Below are 16,557 nucleotides of genomic sequence, written 5' to 3' on the forward strand. Positions count from 1 at the left end.
GCACGGTGACGCAGCGCTGGCGAGGAGGGCCCGTGACCACGACGACCGACTACACCCCGTACGCGCCGACCTACGGCAACCGGCCGCCGTACGTCCCCCAGGTCCTGGACGCCCTGGTGTCGGTCACGGCCCTGCGGCCCGGCGACCGGGTGTGCGACGTCGGCGCCGGGCAGGGGCACCTGACGGTCCCGCTGCTCGACCGGGGGCTGCGCCTGGACGCGGTGGAGCCGAACGCCGCCATGCGGGCCGCCGGGCTGCGCCGCACCGCCGGGTACGCGGACGTCACCTGGCACGCCACCACGGCGGAGGACACCGGCCTGCCGTCCGGCGGCTTCTCGCTGGTGGTCTTCGGCTCGTCCTTCCACCACACGGACCGGCCGCGGGCCCTGCGCGAGAGCGCGCGGATCCTGCGCCCCGGCGGCTGGTTCGCCTGCGCCTTCCTGCACCGCGTCCTCCACGACCCGTTGCAGCGCCGCATCGAGGAACTGATCCACGCCCGCGTCCCCGGCTACGAGATGCCCGTGCGGGACGAGGACCAGACGCCCTTCGTCCGCGCCAGCGGCGTGTTCGGCGAACCGCTCCGGCTGTACGGGGAGGTCGTGCACCGGGTGGCCGCGCGCGGCTGGTGCGACGCCTGGTACTCGCACGCCCATCTGGCCCGGGGCGCGGGCCCCGCCTTCGGTGAGGTCGTCGAGGAGATCCGCGCCCTTGTGCTCCGCGAAGCCGGGGAGTGGCTCGACGTGCCCTATCTGACCCGGGTGTGGGCCGCTCGCCGCCTGCCGGAGGCGGCCCCGCACGAGCGGGACACCGAGCGGTGACGCCCGGTCGCGTCCGCCTCGGCACCAAGGCCGCGTCACTCGCGCGCCTCGCTCCGGTCCTCACCTCGGCCCGGGTCCTGCCGCTGGTCCACTTCACGCTCACCGAGTGGCGCGCGGACCGGGCGGCGGTGCTGGACCGGGTCCTCGCCGAGCCGTGGTCGCCGGGTCCGCTCATCGTGCGCAGCAGCGGTCACGGCGAGGACGCCGCGAACGGCTCGCTGGCCGGGCGCTTCCGGTCGGTGGCGGGCGTGCGCGGCCGGGCCGCCCTCGCCGACGCGGTCGACGAGGTGGTGCGCTCGTACCACTGTCCGCTCCCCCGTGACCAGGTGCTCGTGCAGCCCGAGTTGACGCGTCCCGTCATGAGCGGAGTGGCCTGCTCGCGCCACCCCGCCACGGGCGCCCCGTACCGGGTCGTGAGCTGGGTCGAGGGCCCTGGGGCCCGGACCGACGGCGTGACCAGCGGGCGGGGCCGCGCACTGCGCACCTGGTACGGGGCCGCCGGGGCGCCCCGGGCGGTGGCTCCGGGGCCGCGCGTCGCCGCCGTGGTCGAACTCCTTTGGGAACTGGAGGAGTTGACGGGTGTCGACGCCCTGGACGTGGAGTTCGCCGTGACGCGGGACGAGGAGCTGATCCTGCTTCAGGCGAGGCCGCTCGCCGCGCCCCGCCGCCAGCCGTCCGCGCCCGCCCACCACCGGCACCTGGCCCGGGTGTCCGACGCCGTGGCCCGTGCCTGCCGGGACCAGGAGGACCGCTGCGGCCGCCCCGCGCTCTTCGGCGTCATGCCCGACTGGAATCCCGCCGAGATCATCGGCACCCATCCGCGCCCGCTGGCCCTGTCGCTGTACTGGCGGCTGATCACCGACCGCGCCTGGGCCCGCGCCAGGGCCCGGTACGGGTACCGCGACCTGCGCGGCGTGCCCCTGCTCGTGGACTTCGCGGGGCTGCCCTACGTCGACGTGCGGGCCAGTGCCGCCTCGCTCGTCCCCGCCGACGTGGCCCCCGCCACCGCCCGCTGGCTCGTCACGCACTGGACCGGCGAACTGGCCCAACACCCCGAGCTGCACGACAAGTTCGAGACCCGGGCCGTGCTGTCCTGCTACGCCCCCGGGGCCCACCGGCGGCTCGCGGACCTCGTCCGGCACGGGCTGCCCCGGAGCGGGCCGGGGCGCTGGCCCGCAGCCTGCGCGCCCTCACCTCGCGGATGGTCACGGGATCCCGGTGGCGGCGGGACCTGGAGCAGCTGCGCGGGCTGGCCTCGGGGCTCCCCCGCCCGGCGACGCCCGGCGCGCCCGACGTGGCCGGGCGCCTCGCCCTGTGCGTCGAGCACGGCACACTGCCCTTCGCCGGGCTCGCGCGCGCCGCCTTCGTGGCCACCGACCTGCTCGACGGCCTGGTCGCCGAGGGCGCCCTGGAGCCGCACGACAGGACGGCCTTCCTGCGCGGCCTGAGCCTGATCAGCGGCGAGCTGCGGCGCGACTTCCACACCCTGGAGCGGGAGGTGTTCCTCAAGCGGTACGGCCATCTGCGCCCGCGGGCCTACGACGTCCTGTCCCCCGCTACGACCAGGCCCCGGACCGCTACTTCGACTGGTCCGCGCGCGGCCCCGCGCCCGGCCCGCCCCCGGTGTTCGTCCCCTCCCCGCCCAGGCCCGGGCGATCGGCCGGGCCCTGGCCGGGGCGGGCCTTGAGTGCTCCACCGAGGGGTTCCTCGCCTTCGCGGGCGAGGTGATCCGCGGCCGGGAGGCCGCCAAGTTCGTCTTCACCCGGGTCCTGAGCGACCTCCTGGCCGACCTGTCCCTGCACGGCGAACGGCTCGGCCTCACCGCCGAGACGCTCTCCTTCACCACCGTCGACGACCTGACCGGGCCCGACGGCACGGCCACCCGTGACGCCGGGACGCTGAGCCGGGCGGCGGAGCGGGGGCGGGCCGAGTGGGAGGCGAGCCGGGCCGTGTGCCTGCCGCCGCTCGTCAGCGGCCCCGGCGACGTCTGGAGCTTTGCCACCGGCGCCGCGCAGCCGAACTACGTCACCGACGGCCGGGTCGTGGGGCCCGTGGCCCTCATCGACGACGGGGACCCGCCGGACGGCGCCATCGCGTTCGTCGCCAGCGCCGACCCCGGCTACGACTGGATGTTCGCGCGGGGCGTCGCCGGACTGGTCACGGCCTTCGGCGGGGTCAACTCGCACATGGCGATCCGGGCCCAGGAGCTGGGCCTGCCCGCGGTCATCGGCGTGGGCGAGGAAGTGTTCCGGCTCTGGTCCCGGGCCCGGATGGTGGAGATCGACGCGATGAGCGGCATGGTGACCCCGCTGCCATGACCACGGAGCGCACGACGGCGAAGACGGCGGCCGCGCCCCTCGGCGCAGCCGCGTGGGTCCCGGTGGGGATCACCCAGCGCACCCTGGCGCCCGACGAGTTCCAGGAGGTGCGCTACGGCCTCGACGCCCGCTGGTTCCCCTTCCTGACGGCCTGCGGGCTCACCGGGGTCCCGCTGCCGAACGACCCGGAGACCGCCGTACGGACCGCGCGCGGCCTGCGGCTCGCGGGCGTGATCCTCACCGGGGGCGACAGCCTCGCCGCGTACGGCGGTACGTCACCCGGCCGTGACGCCACCGAGCGCGCCCTGCTCGACTGGGCGCTCGCCGGGCACCGGCCGGTCCTCGGCGTCTGCCGCGGCACCCAGATGATCATGGACTACTTCGGGGCCCGGCTCTCGCCCGTCGCGGGCCATGTCGCCACCCGCCACGACGTGCTCACCGCGGAGGGACCGCGCGCCGTCAACAGCTACCACCGCCTGGCCGCCGCCCGGGTGCCCGCACCCCTGGTGGCCACCGCCCACTGCGACGGCGTGGTCGAGGCGGTCGGACACACCGACGCCCCGGTCACCGGCGTGATGTGGCACCCCGAGCGGGAGTCCCCCTTCTCCCCGCAGGACATCGGCCTCGTCAGCACGCTGTTCGGTACGACACCCCGGGCCACCGTCCCGCACGAGGAACACGAGGCACACCGGAGCGTCCCGGCGGAAGGCGGGCGACGATGAAGGCCGTGGTCCTCGCGGCGGGGCGCGGGTCACGCATGGGCCCGTACACCGCTGACCGCCCCAAGTGCCTCATGGAGATCGCCGGGCGCAGCCTGCTGGACCGGCAGGTCGCCGCCCTGCGCGCCGCCGGGGCCGACGAGGTCGCGGTGGTCACCGGCTGGCAGCCCGACGCGTTCGCCGCCACCGGCCTGCGGCTGTTCCACAACCCGCGCTGGGCGCGCACCACCATGGTCGACTCCCTCGCCGCCGCCGACGCCTGGCTGAGCGCGGGGCCGGTCCTGGTGAGCTACGGGGACATCGTGTACTCCGCCGCGACCGCACGCCGACTGGCCCACTCCCGGGCCCCGTTGGCCCTCGTCCACGACCCGGACTGGCTCGCGCTGTGGAGCCGACGCCTCGACGACCCGTTCGCGGACGCCGAACGCTTCCGCCAGGACGCCTCGGGGCGCCTCATCGACATCGGCGGCCGGGCGCACAGCGTCGAGGACGCCCAGGGCCAGTACATCGGACTGCTCCGGTTCACCCCCGACGCCTGGGCGGTCCTCCAGGCGCGACGGGCCGCGGGTGACCTGGCGGGGCTCGATATGACGGGCGCCCTCGGGCACCTCGTGCGCACCTGCTCGCTGCCCGTCATGACCGTGCCCGTGGACGGGCCGTGGTGCGAGTTCGACCGTCCCGCGGACCTGGAGGTCGGCCTCGACGTGGTACGTCGGCTCGATGCCGCCGGGGTCGCCCGATGACCGGCGGCGTCGTGTGGATCACGGGGCTCGCGGGCAGCGGCAAGAGCACCGTCGCACAGCTGCTGCGGCACCGGCTGGAGGACCGGTCGCCGGTCCTGCTCGACGGCGACCGGCTGCGCGGCGTCCTCCCGTACCGGCCGGGCCACTCGGCCGGTGAACGCCGCCGCCTCGCCCTGTTCTACGCCCGCCTGGCCTGTGAACTCGCCACCCAGGGGCACCTCGTGCTCTGCGCGACGGTGTCGCTCTTCCACGAGGTGCACGCCTGGAACCGCGCGCACGCGCCCGGGTACGTGGAGGTCTGGCTGAGGGTGCCGCTCGACGAGCTGCGCCTGCGCGGCGCCCGCCCGCACCTGTACGGACCGGCGGACGGCCGGGGCGGGGACGCCGACACCGTCGGCGTCGGCATCCCCGCCGAGTTCCCCGTGCGCCCCGATCTGGCCATCGACAACTACGGCGACGTCACACCGGTGGTGGCCGCCGACCGCATCGCGGCGCTGCTGGCCGTCCGCGCGCCGCGCCCATCCGCTCCGGCCCCAGGGGAGGCACCGCCGTGCCCAGCATCCACTCGCTGACCGACGCCCGGCTTCGCCCGTACGTCCTGGCCCACTCCCTGCCGCTCGGGCCGGTGGCACGGGACCTCATCGACACCACGCGGCGCGTCACGGGCGACCGGGCCGACATGCAGCTCGCCCCGGAGCAGTGCGCGTTCCTCACGCTGCTGGTGAAGACCGCCCGCGCCCGGGACGCCATCGAGATCGGAACCTTCACGGGCCTGTCCGCGCTGGCCATCGTCCGCGGCCTCCAGCCCGGCGGCCGCCTGATGACCTGCGACGTCCACGAGGAGTGGACCGCGGTGGCGGACGCGCACTGGCGGCGCGAGAACATCCGTGACCGGATAGACCTGCGGCTCGCCCCGGCCCTGGAGACCCTGCGCTGCCTCTCCACCGGCACCCGGTTCGACTTCGCCTTCATCGACGCCGACAAGGTCAACTATCCCCGCTACTGGACCGAACTCGTCCCCCGCATGCGGCCGGGCGCCCTGATCGTCGTGGACAATGTCCTGTGGAAGGGAGCCGTCGTCGACGGCCCCGGCACCGACGAACGGACCCGCGCGATCAGCGAGTTGAACGCCCTGGTCGCCCGGGACGCACGCGTCGAGGCCGCGATGCTGACCGTGGCCGACGGGATGACCATCGCGCGGGTACGGTGACCGGTCCGGCGCGGGTTCAGGGCCTGCGTGCGGGACGGTGGCCCCCGTGGCGAGGCGCGTCGCGCACCGGGGCCGGGGCGGCCAGGCGGTCCTGGAGGCGAGCGTGGCGGAACTGGTAGACCGCTCCGGCCTGGCGCAGCACGCCGCGCTCGTGGGCGTCGTTGAGGAAGCGCATCAGCCGCCACGGCAGACGGCCGCGCAGGGACAGCCAGGCGCGGCTGAGCGAGTACCAGCCCCAGGTGCTGGCGGCGAGGCCGGTCTGGAAGCGGCCGGTGAGCCGCCCGGCCACGCCCACGGCGAGTCCGCCGCCGAGCCCGGCGGTCAGCGCCCAGGTGACGTCGACGTCCAGGCCGAATCCGTGCTGGCCGGTGGTGAGACCGGCCAGCAGGCCCGAGCCGAAGGACTCCACGACGAGCCGAACCCCGCTGACCAGCCGGTCATCGCGCAGCGAGGCCTGGGCGCTGGGCGAACGGATCGTGTCGGCCGGGGCGTTGAGCCACATCATGGCCGCGAAGGTGATCCCGACGCTGAGCCCGGCCGTGCTGGCGGCCTTCGCGGCGGACTCCAGACCGCCGCCCGTCTCGACCCCGAGCCCCGCCGCGAGGCCGAAGGCGCACAGGGCTCCGACTCCCATCATGAGGCCGATGGCCAGGCCGAGGACCAGCTTCCGGCCGAAGAGTCGCTGGCGACCGCGTATCTGGAGGTTGACGTAGCCGGGGCGGGAGGGGGCCATGGCCACCAGGCCCGCGCTGAGGCCGCCCGCGAGTCCGGCGAGCACGCCGACGGAGAGGCCGAGCCCGAGCGCCACGCCGAGCCCCGCGACGATGCCCGTGAGCAGTTCGAGGACGATGCCCATGAGGCGCCGTCCGGCGGCGGGGACGATCCAGTGCACCTGCCACCAGGCCAGGTCACGCGTCGCGTGCTGGTTCATCCTCACGGCGAGGAACGCGAACCAGCGGCGGACCAGTTCGGGTGGATACTGGATCGGCTCGCTGCCCGGCCGGGCGTCCGGGGGCGGTGGGTGCTGGGCGTAGGCGGAGGGGATGAACGCGTCCAGCAGGTGTCCCTCGACGGCGTCCTGGTCGGGGAAGCGGACGGAGTCGACTAGTTCGGCGGGATCGCTCGTGGGCGGGGAGTAGATGACCCGGGCCATGGCCGCCATCAGCGGTGAGGACAGCGCCCGGGCCAGCGGCCCGTCGGGGCAGGCACGCATCCGGGCCAGCACGGGCGTCCACCGGCCGCCGTCCGGTGCGGCGCCCTCGGACAGGAACGCGGTGACCTCGCGCACGCCGACCGGTTCCAGTTCCACCACCGCGGCGGCGGTGAGCACCGTGCCGCCAGCCGCCACCGCTGCCTCGTACTCCTCGCTGCGGCATGTGATCACCCAGGGGCTGCCGGGCGCGATGTGGTCCAGCGCGTCGATGGCCGCCGTGTGGAGTTCGGCGGGGATCTCGTCGAGGCCGTCGAGGATCGGCACGACGTGCCCGTCGGTGACCAGCCGCGAGGCCGCCTGGGGGCCGAAGACCTCGGAGTTCACCAGTGCCGGGTAGTCCTCGGTGAGCCGACGGACCACCCAGGCGTGCACGTGCTCGGCACGTGGGTCCCACGACGAGAGGGAGAGCAGCACGGGCACCGGCCCTCCGTGTTCCCGCTGGTGCTGCACGAGCCCCAGGGTCAGCAGCACGGCCAGCACCGTCTTGCCCGCCCCTGGCGCGCCCAGCAACACCAGTCGCCGCTTGGGCAGTTGTACGTACTTCTGCGTGATGTCGTCGATCCCGCCGTGCAGGCGGAGCCGGACCGGCCGCCCGCCCACCGCGTCCTCGCCGAGGACGGCGGCCGCGGACGCGGTGACCGGACGGCCGGTGGAGGACCATCTCACCTGGAGCGGCTGCGGCCGGTGCAGCATCCGCTTCTGGGCCTCGGCGCTCCACTGCCGGTGGACGGTCAGCGCCAGTTCCTGTGCCGCGTGGCGCAGCCGCTCCTCGCCCTCGCTTCCCACGTAGGCCAGCGCCGCTGCCTCGTGGCGGCGGCGCACTTCCAGTACCGCCGCGGTCACCGCCGCCGCGGCCGCGACGGGCCACGCCAGCCACAGGTAGGGGCGTACCGGCTCGGGTACGGCGTTTCCGGCGATGTTGCTGGCCAAGGGGATGACCAGCACGGTCAGCACGAAGACCGACACCATGGTGAACTGCGAGGGACGTCTCATCGGACCGGCACCTCCCCCGGCATCGCACCACCCCGGCACGCCCTTGCGAGCGCCCTGATGTGCCCTGTTACCGAACTGCCGACAAGCCTCGCCGCACCAGCCTCACCCGCGTGCTCTCGCCCGGCATGCGCTGTGGCGTGCGCCGTTGGACGCGCCCGCACCACCCGCTGCGCCACCCGCCTACGTGTCGCCGACTCAGGCTCCGGTCGGCCGGGGGCGGGCCCTGCGGGGCGGGGTGTCGCGCACCGCTGACGGGAGTGGGCCCGCCGCTTTGACGGTGTGCAGGATGGGGGCGGTTTCCAGACCGCGGATCGTCTCCAGGGTGCCGAGCTTGTCGATGAGGTAGCGGTGCAACGCGGCCGGGTCGGGGCAGAGCGCCTCGGCGGCCAGGTTGTGGGGGCCGGTGACGGCGGCCACGTAGGCGAGTTCGGGGTGGTCGGCCAGGGTCCGGGCGACCTGGTCGAGGTGGGCGGGGGCCACGGCCATCCACAGCATGGCCTGGGTGGTGACGCCGAGCAGGGCGGGGTCGAGTTCGACGTCGAAGAACAGGGCGCCGCCCGCCTGGAGGTCGGCGAGGCGGCGGGCGACAGTGGCGGCCGACCACCCGGTGGCCCGGGCGAGGTCACTGAGGCTGGCGCGGCCGTCGCGCTGGAGGGCGGCCAGCAGGTCGCCGTCGGCCGGGGTGGGGGCCGCCGCCACCGTGTTCATGCGGCCCCGGCAGCGCCCTGGAGGCTCGTGGGGCTCGCGGGGCTCGTGGGGTCAGCAGCCGCCGCCCCCGCAGCAGGCCCCGGACGTCGACTCGGCTGCCGGGAGGGGTGCCTGACCGAGACGGGCGGCAGTGGGCTTGGTGGCGCGGACGATGGCGGAGTGCATGCCGTCGGCGACGGCGTGGGTCGGGGTGAGGTCGATGTCGGTGAATCCGGCCGCCGCGAGGCCCGCGCGGTACTCGGCGAAGGACAGCGCCCCCGCGATGCAGCCCACGTAGTCTCCGCGTTCGGCCCGCTGGGCCGGGGTGAGGTGGTCGTCGGCGACGACGTCCGAGACGCCGATGCGGCCACCGGGTGCCAGGACGCGGAACATCTCGGCGAACACGGCGGGCTTGTCCGTGGACAGGTTGATGACGCAGTTGGAGATCACCACGTCGATCGTTCCCGCGGGCAGCGGGATGGCCTCGATGGCGCCCTTGAGGAACTCGACGTTGGTCACCCCGGCCTTGTCCCGGTTGGCCAGGGCGAGGGCGAGCATCTCCTCGGTCATGTCCAGGCCGTACGCCTTGCCGGTGGGGCCGACGCGGCGGGCGGAGAGCAGGACGTCGATGCCGCCGCCGGAGCCCAGGTCGAGCACGCGCTCACCCTCGTGGAGGTCGGCGACGGCGGTGGGGTTGCCGCAGCCGAGCGACGCGGCGACGGCCTCCGCGGGCAGCGCGTCGCGCTCCTCGGCCGCGTACAGGGCGGAGCCGAACGCGTCGTCGACCTCGATCGCCCGCGGGCCGCAGCACCCGCTGCCGCCGCTGTCGGCGACCTGGAGGGCGGCGGCAGCGTAGCGCTCGCGGACGGTCTCACGCAGGTCAGTGGACTGATCGCTCATGGAGTGCCTCCTGGATGACAAGGGCCGAAGCGGGCTGCTTCGATGTTCCTCGATGCAGCTTTGACGCAAGCTTGCGCTCTGGATCGACATTCGTCAACATAGAAGCATGTCGAAACAAGAGCGTGTGGTGCTCGGCCAGGACACGGCCGGCGGGTGCTGCCCGGGGCTGCTGACCGCGCCGCTGACCGAGGAGCAGGCCACCGACCTGGCCAGGGTGTTCAAGGCGCTCGGCGACCCGGTGCGCCTCCGCCTGCTGTCGATGATCGCCTCGCGCGAGGGCGGCGAGGTCTGCGTCTGCGACCTCACCCCGGCCTTCGACCTCTCCCAGCCGACGATCTCCCACCACCTCAAGCTCCTGCGGCAGGCCGGGCTCATCGACTGCGAGCGGCGCGGCACCTGGGTCTACTACTGGCTGCTGCCCGAGACGACCGACAGGATCGCCGGAATCCTCACCCGCCCGGGGCGGTCCGCGACCGCGGAGGCGTCCTCGTGAGCGACGGCACCACCGCACCGGTCGCGGCGCGCCTGTCCTTCGTGGACCGCTATCTGGCGGTGTGGATCCTGGCCGCGATGGCCGCGGGCCTGGGCCTCGGCCGCCTCGTTCCCGGCCTCGGCGACGCCCTGGCCGAGGTCACCGTCACGGGCGTCTCGCTGCCGATCGCCCTCGGTCTGCTCGTGATGATGTACCCGGTCCTGGCCAAGGTCCGCTACGACCGGCTCGACACCGTCACCCGCGACCGCCGCCTGCTGCTGCCCTCGCTGCTGCTGAACTGGGTGCTGGGACCGGCGCTGATGTTCGCCCTCGCCTGGGTCTTCCTGCCGGACCTGCCCGAGTACCGCACCGGCCTGATCATCGTCGGCCTGGCCCGCTGCATCGCCATGGTCATCATCTGGAACGACCTGGCCTGCGGCGACCGCGAGGCCGCCGCCGTCCTGGTCGCCCTCAACTCCGTGTTCCAGGTCCTCGCGTTCAGCCTGCTCGGCTGGTTCTACCTGTCCGTGCTGCCGGGCTGGCTCGGCCTGGAGCGGACGGCCCTGGACGTGTCGGTGTGGGAGATCGCCCGCAGCGTGCTGATCTTCCTGGGCGTGCCGCTGCTCGCCGGGTTCCTGACCCGCCGCCTGGGCGAGCGGGCCAGGGGGCGCGCCTGGTACGAGACGCGGCTGATCCCGCGCGTCGGGCCGTTCGCCCTGTACGGGCTGCTGTTCACGATCGTCGTGCTGTTCGCGCTCCAGGGCGACGCCATCACGTCCCAGCCCCTGGACGTGGCCCGGATCGCGCTGCCGCTGCTGGTGTACTTCGCCGTCATGTGGGCCGGTTCCATGGCCCTGGGCAGGGCGGTCGGCCTGGACTACCCCCGTGCCACCACGCTCGCGTTCACGGCCGCGGGCAACAACTTCGAGCTGGCCATCGCGGTCGCCATCGCCACGTTCGGCGCCACCTCGGGCCAGGCCCTGGCGGGTGTCGTCGGGCCCCTCATCGAGGTGCCCGTCCTCATCGGCCTGGTGTACGTGGCGCTCCGCACCCGCCGTTACTTCCCCGGCTCCCCCGCCCCCACGGCGGCACCGGCCGCCGCACCGGAAGGCTCCGCCCATGTCTGACACCGCGCCCAAGGCGGCAGCCGAGGTCGCCAAGCCCTCGGTCCTGTTCGTCTGCGTGCACAACGCCGGGCGTTCGCAGATGGCCGCCGCGTTCCTCGCCCACCTCGCGGGCGACCGGATCGAGGTGCGTTCCGCCGGGTCCGCGCCCGCCGACACCGTCAACCCCGCGGTCGTGGAGGCCATGCGCGAGGTCGGCGTCGACCTCTCCGCCGCGACGCCCAAGGTCCTCACCGCCGAAGCCGTCCGGGCGTCCGACGTCGTGATCACCATGGGCTGCGGCGACGCCTGCCCCGTCTTCCCCGGCAAGCGCTACCTCGACTGGAAACTGGCCGACCCCGCCGGGCAGGGCGTCACCGCCGTGCGCCCCATCCGCGACGAGATCAGGGCCCTGGTCGAGCAACTGACCACCGAGCTGCTGCCGTGACGGGTGACCGCACCGGGGCGTGACGCGTCCGCACGCGTGGCCGTGCTTGCGCAGGGCGCGCCCGCGAGTGGCCGCCGCTCAAGCCGCGCCGCACGGCGAACGCGCCCCGGCCCTGGGGCTCGTCCTGCCACGCCCCGGACGCGGCGCGGCGCCCCGGGTCGGCGGAGGAGCCCTCCAGGGCGGTCATGACCCGGGGCACGACCAGCGGGGGCCTCCTCGGCCAGCGTGCCGCGTCCGCGAGGGTGGCGGCGCAGAGCCACCAGTCGCTGGGCGGGCCAGGGTTCCCATCGTGACGCCAACTCCTGAACCGCGTACGCCGCTTCGGCGGAACGACGCCGTCCCGGAACCAGCAGCCGGGCGGGAACCGCGCCCCCGTTTTCAGGGAGCACGCGAACTCGCCCGTGCGGCCTTTCGCCTTTCCATGCGAGGTTCCGGGGGGTCTGACCGGGTCAACGGCACAGCTCCGGAGCGGATCTCGGCCCGCCCCGGGCCCGGCCACGTCCTGGTGCCGCTCAGCCCACCGTGGTGCTCACGTCGGGTGGCTGCCGCAGCGTGTTGTGCACCGTGCGGTAGCTCACCACCGCGCGCAGTGCCGCGCTGCGGGCCTCGCTCAGCCGGACCGGCGGCATGAGCCGCAGGCGGACCACCGCCACGCGTGCGGGCCGGTCGTCCGCCATCGCAAACTCGGCCCGCACGCGCGGGTTGTCGTACGGAAGGTGGTGGCGCTGCGGGAACCGGCCCGCGTAGGAGGCGGCGCAGGTGGCGAGCGAGGCGACGAACAGCTCGACCGGGGTTGGCCCGTCGTCGTCTCCGCCCGCCGTGAAGGGCTGGTCGACGATCAGCTCGTGGTCGCGGACAGGACGCCTACGCGGACACAGGTGGCCCCCGGAGCGCGCACCCGGCTCCCTGCGGTCCCGTGCACGCCGCGCCGACGAGCGCACCGCCCCGTTCAGGCACCGGAACCGGGCCCCAAGGCGGGCCTCTACGCGAGACCCGCCCCAGCCACCCCGGGAACGTCGCCCTGGTGCGTCCCCTCGTCCTTCCCTCATCGTCCCCCGCCCCGCCCGCGCCCCGGACGGGTCATCCGGCCCCTGTCGGGGGCCGCTCGGTCACGCGTCACGTCCGGCGTGTGGAGGGGTCCCCTGAACATCGCCGGACGTTGTCCTGCCCGTGGTGCTGATCCTGCTCGGCTTCAAGGCACCCGTGGTGTGGATGCTCCCCGCAGGGCAGCACCTGACCCAGGGCGTCGCCCGCGCACGTGCGGGCTGGCGCGTCGGGATGCCCTCCGGGGGCCGATGGGTGGCGGGCGGAGGCCGTGCGACCCCTGCCCACCGTGCCGCGCGGGCGGGAGGGTCGACGGGAGGACACCACACAGGCCCGGCCATGGGAGGTGCGCGGCATGACTCGGTACGTGACCGCGGGAGTTGACGGTTCGGCGGAGAGCTTCGCCGCCGCGCACTGGGCGGCGCGCGAGGCCGCGCGCCGCGGAACCGCGCTGTGCCTCGTGCACGCGTGGCGGTGGCACCCCCACCCCGCGTCGTCGGTCCCGGTGGACACCGCCGAGAGGGAGGTGGCCGAGCGGGTCCTGAGCCGGGCGGCGAGCGGGATCCGCGCCGGGCACCCCGGCCTGTCCGTCGTCGAGCGGCTGGTATCCGACTCCGCGGTCGCGGCGCTGCTCACGGCGGCCGAGGGGGCGGAGGTGCTGGTCCTCGGGTCCCGGGGGCTGGGCCGCGTCGCCGGTTTCGTCGTCGGCGCGGTGTCGCAGCGGGTCGTGGCCCGCTCCCCGCGCCCGGTGGTCCTGGTGCGGGCGGGCGAGACGTCCGCCGATGAGCACCTGCCCGCGCTGCACGGCATCTCGCCGGACGAGATCCCCGAGACTCCGTACCGCGATGTCGTGCTCGGCCTGGACACCGAGCGGCCTTGTGACGAGCTGATCGAGTTCGCCTTCGTGGCGGCCCGCCAGTACGACGCCGCGCTCCAGGTACTGCACGCGTTCCGGCCCGCGACGCCGCACGCGCCTGACGGAAGCGCCCTGTCCGGGCCGGAGCTGCTGGCGGACCAGGAGCACCGGGTGGTCGCCGCGCTGCGGCCGTGGTGTGCGAAGTTCCCCGACGTGACGGTGGTCGAGACCGTCGTCCAGGAGCGGGCCGCCCACGCCCTGGTGCGCGCGGCGGCGCAGGCCTCCCTCGTCGTGGTGGGCCGCGGGGCCGCCACGCCCCACGTCGGCGCCGTCACGCACGCCCTGCTGCACCACGCCGCCTGCCCGGTGGCCGTCGTCCCGCACGCCTGACGCCCGGTCCGCGGCGGCCGTCCGGCCCATCGGCGCGACGGGACCCTCGGCCCGCACCAGGGACCTGCGGCCCCCTGCGTCCGCGAGGCGGGGCACGCGACGCTGACGTCAGGACAACCGGAACGGGAGGTGACGGGAGGTGGTGGACGTGGAGGACATGCCCCACGCGGTCATCGTCGGCGTCGACGGCTCACCCGAGAGCCGGGCGGCGGCCGAATGGGCGGCCGGGGAAGCACGGCTGCGCGGGCTGCCGCTCAGCCTCGTCTGCGTCCTGGAGCCGGTGCCCGAGCCGGTGGTGCGGGCGCCGCTCCTCGGCGCCGAGACCCGGCAGCGCTGGAGCGACCGGATTCCCCAGGAGTACGCCGAGGAACTGCATGTGCGCCATCCGGACGTCGAGGTCGGCCTCAGGTGGCTGACGGGGCGGCCGGGGCAGCTGCTGCCGGGGCTGGCGCGGGACGACCGCGCCCTGCTGGTCCTCGGGTCGCGTGGTCTGGGCGGAGTCGCCGGGGCCTTGCTGGGGTCCGTGGCCCTGGCGGCCGTGGCGCACGCCGAGCGGCCCGTGGTCCTGGTGCGCGCCGGGGTTCCGGCCGCGCGAGAAGGGGCCGAGGACCTGGCGGGTGATCCGTGCTCGCGTGCCGCGCGCCGCCCGGTGGTCGTAGGGGTGGATGCCGGTCAACCCCCCGTCTCCGTGCTGGCGTTCGCGTTCGACGCGGCCGCGCGTCGGCGCACCTCCCTGCGGGTCCTGCACGCCGGTGCGGGCCAGGGGCCGACGGCCGCGGTGGCCGAGACGCTGCGCCCGTGGTGCCGTGCGTTCCCGCACGTCACTATCGTCGACGAGGTCCGTCCCGGCGGCGCGGCGCCGCATCTGGTGGCGGCCTCCTGGGACGCGTCGCTGATCGTCGTCGGCCGCCGGAGCCGACGCTTCCCGGTCGGCACCCGTGTCGGACCGGTGACGCACGGCGTGCTGCACCGCGCCGTCTGCCCCGTCGCCGTCGTTCCCCACGCGTAAGTGCCGCGCGCCCGCGTCCGTACAGCGCTGGAGACGTCCGTACACCGTTGGAGACGTCCGTACACCGTTGGAGAGAGGTGAGGGGCATGGAACTCCCGCTCGTCGTGGGGGTGGACGGGTCCGACCACAGTCTTCGCGCCGTCGACTGGGCGGCCGACGAGGCGGCCCTGCGCGGGGTGACGCTGCGGCTCGTCCACGCCGTGTCCCGGCACGCCGACGACCCGGCGGCCCTCGCGGAGGGGCCGGGCCGTCCCTCGGCCAAGGAGACGGCCGACATCGTCGTCGACGAGGCGGCGCGGCGCGCCCTGCGCCGCGAGGAGGGGTTGAAGCTCGCCGTCGAGGTCGCCACCGACGACCCCGTCCCCGCGCTGCTGCGCGAGGCCCGCAACGCCTGTGCGGTGGTGGTGGCCTCGCGAGGACGCGGCCGCCTCGTGGAGCTGCTGCTCGGCTCGGTCAGCCTCGGCGTCGCCGCTCGTGCCGACTGCCCGGTGATCGTGCTGCGCGGCAGCCACGACAACCAGGCGCGGGCGGGGCGGCGGCAGCGCGTGGCGGTGGGCGTCAGCGAGGAGCCGCACTGCGCGGCGGCGGTGCGGTTCGCCTTCGACGAGGCCGACCGGCGGCACGTCGTCCTGGAGGCCGTACGCGCTTGGCGTCGCTCCCTGTACGAGCCCGCGCTCACCGCCCGGTCGCCGGGCAGCCCGCCACCTCCCACGAGCGGCACGCCGCGGAGGGCCTCGCCGCGGCCCTGCGGGACACCGTCGCCGAGCACCCCTCCGTAGCCGTGCTGGAGCACCTCGTCGAGGGTGCCGCGCCCGCGGCGCTCCTGGACGCCTCGTCCCGCGCCGACCTGCTCGTCGTCGGCGCCCAGCGGCGCCGCGGGCCCTACGGGCTCCAGATCGGGCGGGTCGCGCACCTGCTGCTGCACCACTCCGCCTGTCCGGTCGCCGTCGTACCGCAACCGGCGTGACCGCCGTGCGCGGGTCAGAGCGTCGCGGCGTGGTCCGGCACGTAGGTCCGCAGGTCGCGCGGCGGGCGCACGTAGCCGGTCGACGCGGGGCGCGGCGGCAGCTCGAGCACCGGCGGCGGCACCTCGTGGTAGGGCAACGAGTCCAGCAGGTGGGCGATGACGTTCAGCCGGGCCCGGCGCTTGTCGTCGCTCTCCACCACGAACCAGGGCGCCTCCGGGATGTCGGTGTGCACCATCATCTCGTCCTTGGCCCGGGAGTACGCCTCCCAGCGTGTGAGGGACTCCAGGTCCATCGGCGACAGCTTCCAGCGTCGGGTCCTTCAGGCGGCGCCGGAAGCGCTACCGCTGGACGTACCACTGGGCGCGTTCGCGCTCGGTGGGCTTGGGCAGGGCCGCGACGCATGCGACCCGCGGGGTGCGGTGTCCCGCGATCCGCTCGATGGCGCCGCCCTTGCCCGCGGCGTCACGGCCCTCGAACACCACGACGAGCCGGGCGCCTTCGGCACGCACCCACTCCCGCATCCTGACCAGTTCCGTCGCGGAGGCGGCAACTCCCGCTCGTACACCCCGCACGGCAGCGCCGTCGCCTTGTCGGCCGTGCCGCCGCCTCTGTCCGACGAACTTCCGATGACCTTCCGACGACCTTCGGAGTCCCCATGCCCACGGA

The 16,557-nt window shown here is 75.0% G+C and carries 16 protein-coding genes and 2 pseudogenes; 13 read left to right on the plus strand and 5 right to left on the minus strand.

Translation table 11 applies throughout. The features are described from left to right. Positions 1–32 precede the first annotated feature (32 nt). The 7 genes from ACOBQU_RS01460 to ACOBQU_RS01490 all read left to right on the plus strand — a co-directional run bounded on the left by ACOBQU_RS01460 (position 33) and on the right by ACOBQU_RS01490 (position 5,808). Positions 33–818: a class I SAM-dependent methyltransferase gene (locus ACOBQU_RS01460; protein WP_423623856.1), complete on the plus strand. Its 786-nt coding sequence runs from the start codon at positions 33–35 to the stop codon at positions 816–818. Beyond that, positions 815–2,266 carry a hypothetical protein gene (locus ACOBQU_RS01465; RefSeq protein ID WP_423623857.1) on the plus strand — a complete coding sequence of 484 codons (1,452 nt, stop codon included), beginning with the start codon at positions 815–817 and terminating at the stop codon, positions 2,264–2,266. The genes ACOBQU_RS01460 and ACOBQU_RS01465 overlap by 4 nt, the downstream gene beginning before the upstream one ends. 276 nt (positions 2,267–2,542) lie before the next feature. Continuing rightward, positions 2,543–3,136 carry a PEP-utilizing enzyme gene (locus ACOBQU_RS01470; protein WP_423623859.1) on the plus strand — a complete coding sequence of 198 codons (594 nt, stop codon included), beginning with the start codon at positions 2,543–2,545 and terminating at the stop codon, positions 3,134–3,136. Next, positions 3,133–3,858, plus strand: coding sequence for a gamma-glutamyl-gamma-aminobutyrate hydrolase family protein (locus tag ACOBQU_RS01475; RefSeq protein ID WP_423623861.1), 726 nt, complete (start codon positions 3,133–3,135; stop codon positions 3,856–3,858). Before ACOBQU_RS01470 ends, ACOBQU_RS01475 begins: the two co-directional genes overlap by 4 nt. Next, positions 3,855–4,598 carry an NTP transferase domain-containing protein gene (locus ACOBQU_RS01480; protein WP_423623863.1) on the plus strand — a complete coding sequence of 248 codons (744 nt, stop codon included), beginning with the start codon at positions 3,855–3,857 and terminating at the stop codon, positions 4,596–4,598. Before ACOBQU_RS01475 ends, ACOBQU_RS01480 begins: the two co-directional genes overlap by 4 nt. Further along, the gene (locus tag ACOBQU_RS01485; RefSeq protein WP_423623865.1) at positions 4,595–5,170 is read left to right on the plus strand and encodes an adenylyl-sulfate kinase; all 576 of its coding nucleotides are present in this window, start codon (positions 4,595–4,597) and stop codon (positions 5,168–5,170) included. Before ACOBQU_RS01480 ends, ACOBQU_RS01485 begins: the two co-directional genes overlap by 4 nt. Then, the gene (locus tag ACOBQU_RS01490) at positions 5,149–5,808 is read left to right on the plus strand and encodes an O-methyltransferase (protein WP_423623867.1); all 660 of its coding nucleotides are present in this window, start codon (positions 5,149–5,151) and stop codon (positions 5,806–5,808) included. The genes ACOBQU_RS01485 and ACOBQU_RS01490 overlap by 22 nt, the downstream gene beginning before the upstream one ends. Before the next feature lie 16 nt (positions 5,809–5,824). Here the strand turns inward: ACOBQU_RS01490 and ACOBQU_RS01495 are convergent, their stop codons facing one another. From ACOBQU_RS01495 to arsM, 3 genes are all read right to left on the minus strand, one after another. Then, complete coding sequence (locus ACOBQU_RS01495; RefSeq protein WP_423623868.1) at positions 5,825–8,014, minus strand: NACHT domain-containing protein; 2,190 nt, start codon at positions 8,012–8,014, stop codon at positions 5,825–5,827. Positions 8,015–8,209: 195 nt separating this feature from the next. Continuing rightward, positions 8,210–8,722, minus strand: a complete 513-nt coding sequence (locus ACOBQU_RS01500; protein WP_423623870.1) for an Lrp/AsnC family transcriptional regulator — start codon at positions 8,720–8,722, stop codon at positions 8,210–8,212. Positions 8,723–8,773: 51 nt separating this feature from the next. Continuing rightward, positions 8,774–9,601, minus strand: coding sequence for an arsenite methyltransferase (arsM, locus tag ACOBQU_RS01505; RefSeq protein WP_423623872.1), 828 nt, complete (start codon positions 9,599–9,601; stop codon positions 8,774–8,776). 106 nt (positions 9,602–9,707) lie between these two features. Between arsM and ACOBQU_RS01510 the strand changes: the two genes are divergently transcribed. Genes ACOBQU_RS01510 through ACOBQU_RS01520 form a run of 3 tightly spaced genes read left to right on the plus strand, consistent with a single transcriptional unit; the run spans position 9,708 to position 11,624 of the window. Next, positions 9,708–10,094, plus strand: coding sequence for an ArsR/SmtB family transcription factor (locus ACOBQU_RS01510; RefSeq protein WP_423623874.1), 387 nt, complete (start codon positions 9,708–9,710; stop codon positions 10,092–10,094). Further along, positions 10,091–11,200, plus strand: a complete 1,110-nt coding sequence (gene arsB / locus ACOBQU_RS01515; RefSeq protein WP_423623876.1) for an ACR3 family arsenite efflux transporter — start codon at positions 10,091–10,093, stop codon at positions 11,198–11,200. The genes ACOBQU_RS01510 and arsB overlap by 4 nt, the downstream gene beginning before the upstream one ends. Then, a complete protein-coding gene (locus ACOBQU_RS01520) occupies positions 11,193–11,624 on the plus strand; it encodes an arsenate reductase ArsC (RefSeq protein ID WP_423623878.1) in 432 nt (143 codons plus the stop codon). The genes arsB and ACOBQU_RS01520 overlap by 8 nt, the downstream gene beginning before the upstream one ends. A 512-nt stretch (positions 11,625–12,136) precedes the next feature. On the opposite strand, the gene ACOBQU_RS01525 is transcribed toward ACOBQU_RS01520, so the two are convergent. Then, positions 12,137–12,565: an OsmC family protein gene (locus ACOBQU_RS01525; RefSeq protein WP_423623879.1), complete on the minus strand. Its 429-nt coding sequence runs from the start codon at positions 12,563–12,565 to the stop codon at positions 12,137–12,139. Between the two features lie 458 nt (positions 12,566–13,023). On the opposite strand from ACOBQU_RS01525, the gene ACOBQU_RS01530 reads away from it, so the two are divergent. The 3 genes and pseudogenes from ACOBQU_RS01530 (at position 13,024) to ACOBQU_RS01540 (ending at position 15,890) form a co-directional block, all read left to right on the plus strand. Further along, a complete protein-coding gene (locus tag ACOBQU_RS01530; RefSeq protein ID WP_423623881.1) occupies positions 13,024–13,914 on the plus strand; it encodes a universal stress protein in 891 nt (296 codons plus the stop codon). 157 nt (positions 13,915–14,071) lie between these two features. Then, complete coding sequence (locus ACOBQU_RS01535) at positions 14,072–14,923, plus strand: universal stress protein (protein WP_423634192.1); 852 nt, start codon at positions 14,072–14,074, stop codon at positions 14,921–14,923. Positions 14,924–15,009: 86 nt separating this feature from the next. Next, a pseudogene (locus tag ACOBQU_RS01540) lies at positions 15,010–15,890 on the plus strand (universal stress protein). Positions 15,891–15,904: 14 nt separating this feature from the next. Here ACOBQU_RS01540 and ACOBQU_RS01545 read toward each other — a convergent pair. Continuing rightward, a pseudogene (locus ACOBQU_RS01545) lies at positions 15,905–16,468 on the minus strand (hypothetical protein). Positions 16,469–16,557: the final 89 nt, after the last annotated feature.

The sequence above is a fragment of the Streptomyces sp. G45 genome (genome assembly GCF_049542095.1).
Classification (GTDB): domain Bacteria; phylum Actinomycetota; class Actinomycetes; order Streptomycetales; family Streptomycetaceae; genus Streptomyces.

Bases quoted from the DNA above. Each gene is read 5' to 3' on its own strand.
- ACOBQU_RS01510 (WP_423623874.1), top strand. From the start codon at position 9,708: ATGTCGAAACAAGAGCGTGTGGTGCTCGGCCAGGACACGGCCGGCGGG.
- ACOBQU_RS01530 (WP_423623881.1), top strand. From the start codon at position 13,024: ATGACTCGGTACGTGACCGCGGGAGTTGACGGTTCGGCGGAGAGCTTC.
- ACOBQU_RS01475 (WP_423623861.1), top strand. From the start codon at position 3,133: ATGACCACGGAGCGCACGACGGCGAAGACGGCGGCCGCGCCCCTCGGC.
- ACOBQU_RS01495 (WP_423623868.1), bottom strand. From the start codon at position 8,014: ATGAGACGTCCCTCGCAGTTCACCATGGTGTCGGTCTTCGTGCTGACC.
- ACOBQU_RS01500 (WP_423623870.1), bottom strand. From the start codon at position 8,722: ATGAACACGGTGGCGGCGGCCCCCACCCCGGCCGACGGCGACCTGCTG.
- ACOBQU_RS01520 (WP_423623878.1), top strand. From the start codon at position 11,193: ATGTCTGACACCGCGCCCAAGGCGGCAGCCGAGGTCGCCAAGCCCTCG.
- ACOBQU_RS01535 (WP_423634192.1), top strand. From the start codon at position 14,072: ATGCCCCACGCGGTCATCGTCGGCGTCGACGGCTCACCCGAGAGCCGG.
- ACOBQU_RS01485 (WP_423623865.1), top strand. From the start codon at position 4,595: ATGACCGGCGGCGTCGTGTGGATCACGGGGCTCGCGGGCAGCGGCAAG.
- arsM (WP_423623872.1), bottom strand. From the start codon at position 9,601: ATGAGCGATCAGTCCACTGACCTGCGTGAGACCGTCCGCGAGCGCTAC.
- ACOBQU_RS01480 (WP_423623863.1), top strand. From the start codon at position 3,855: ATGAAGGCCGTGGTCCTCGCGGCGGGGCGCGGGTCACGCATGGGCCCG.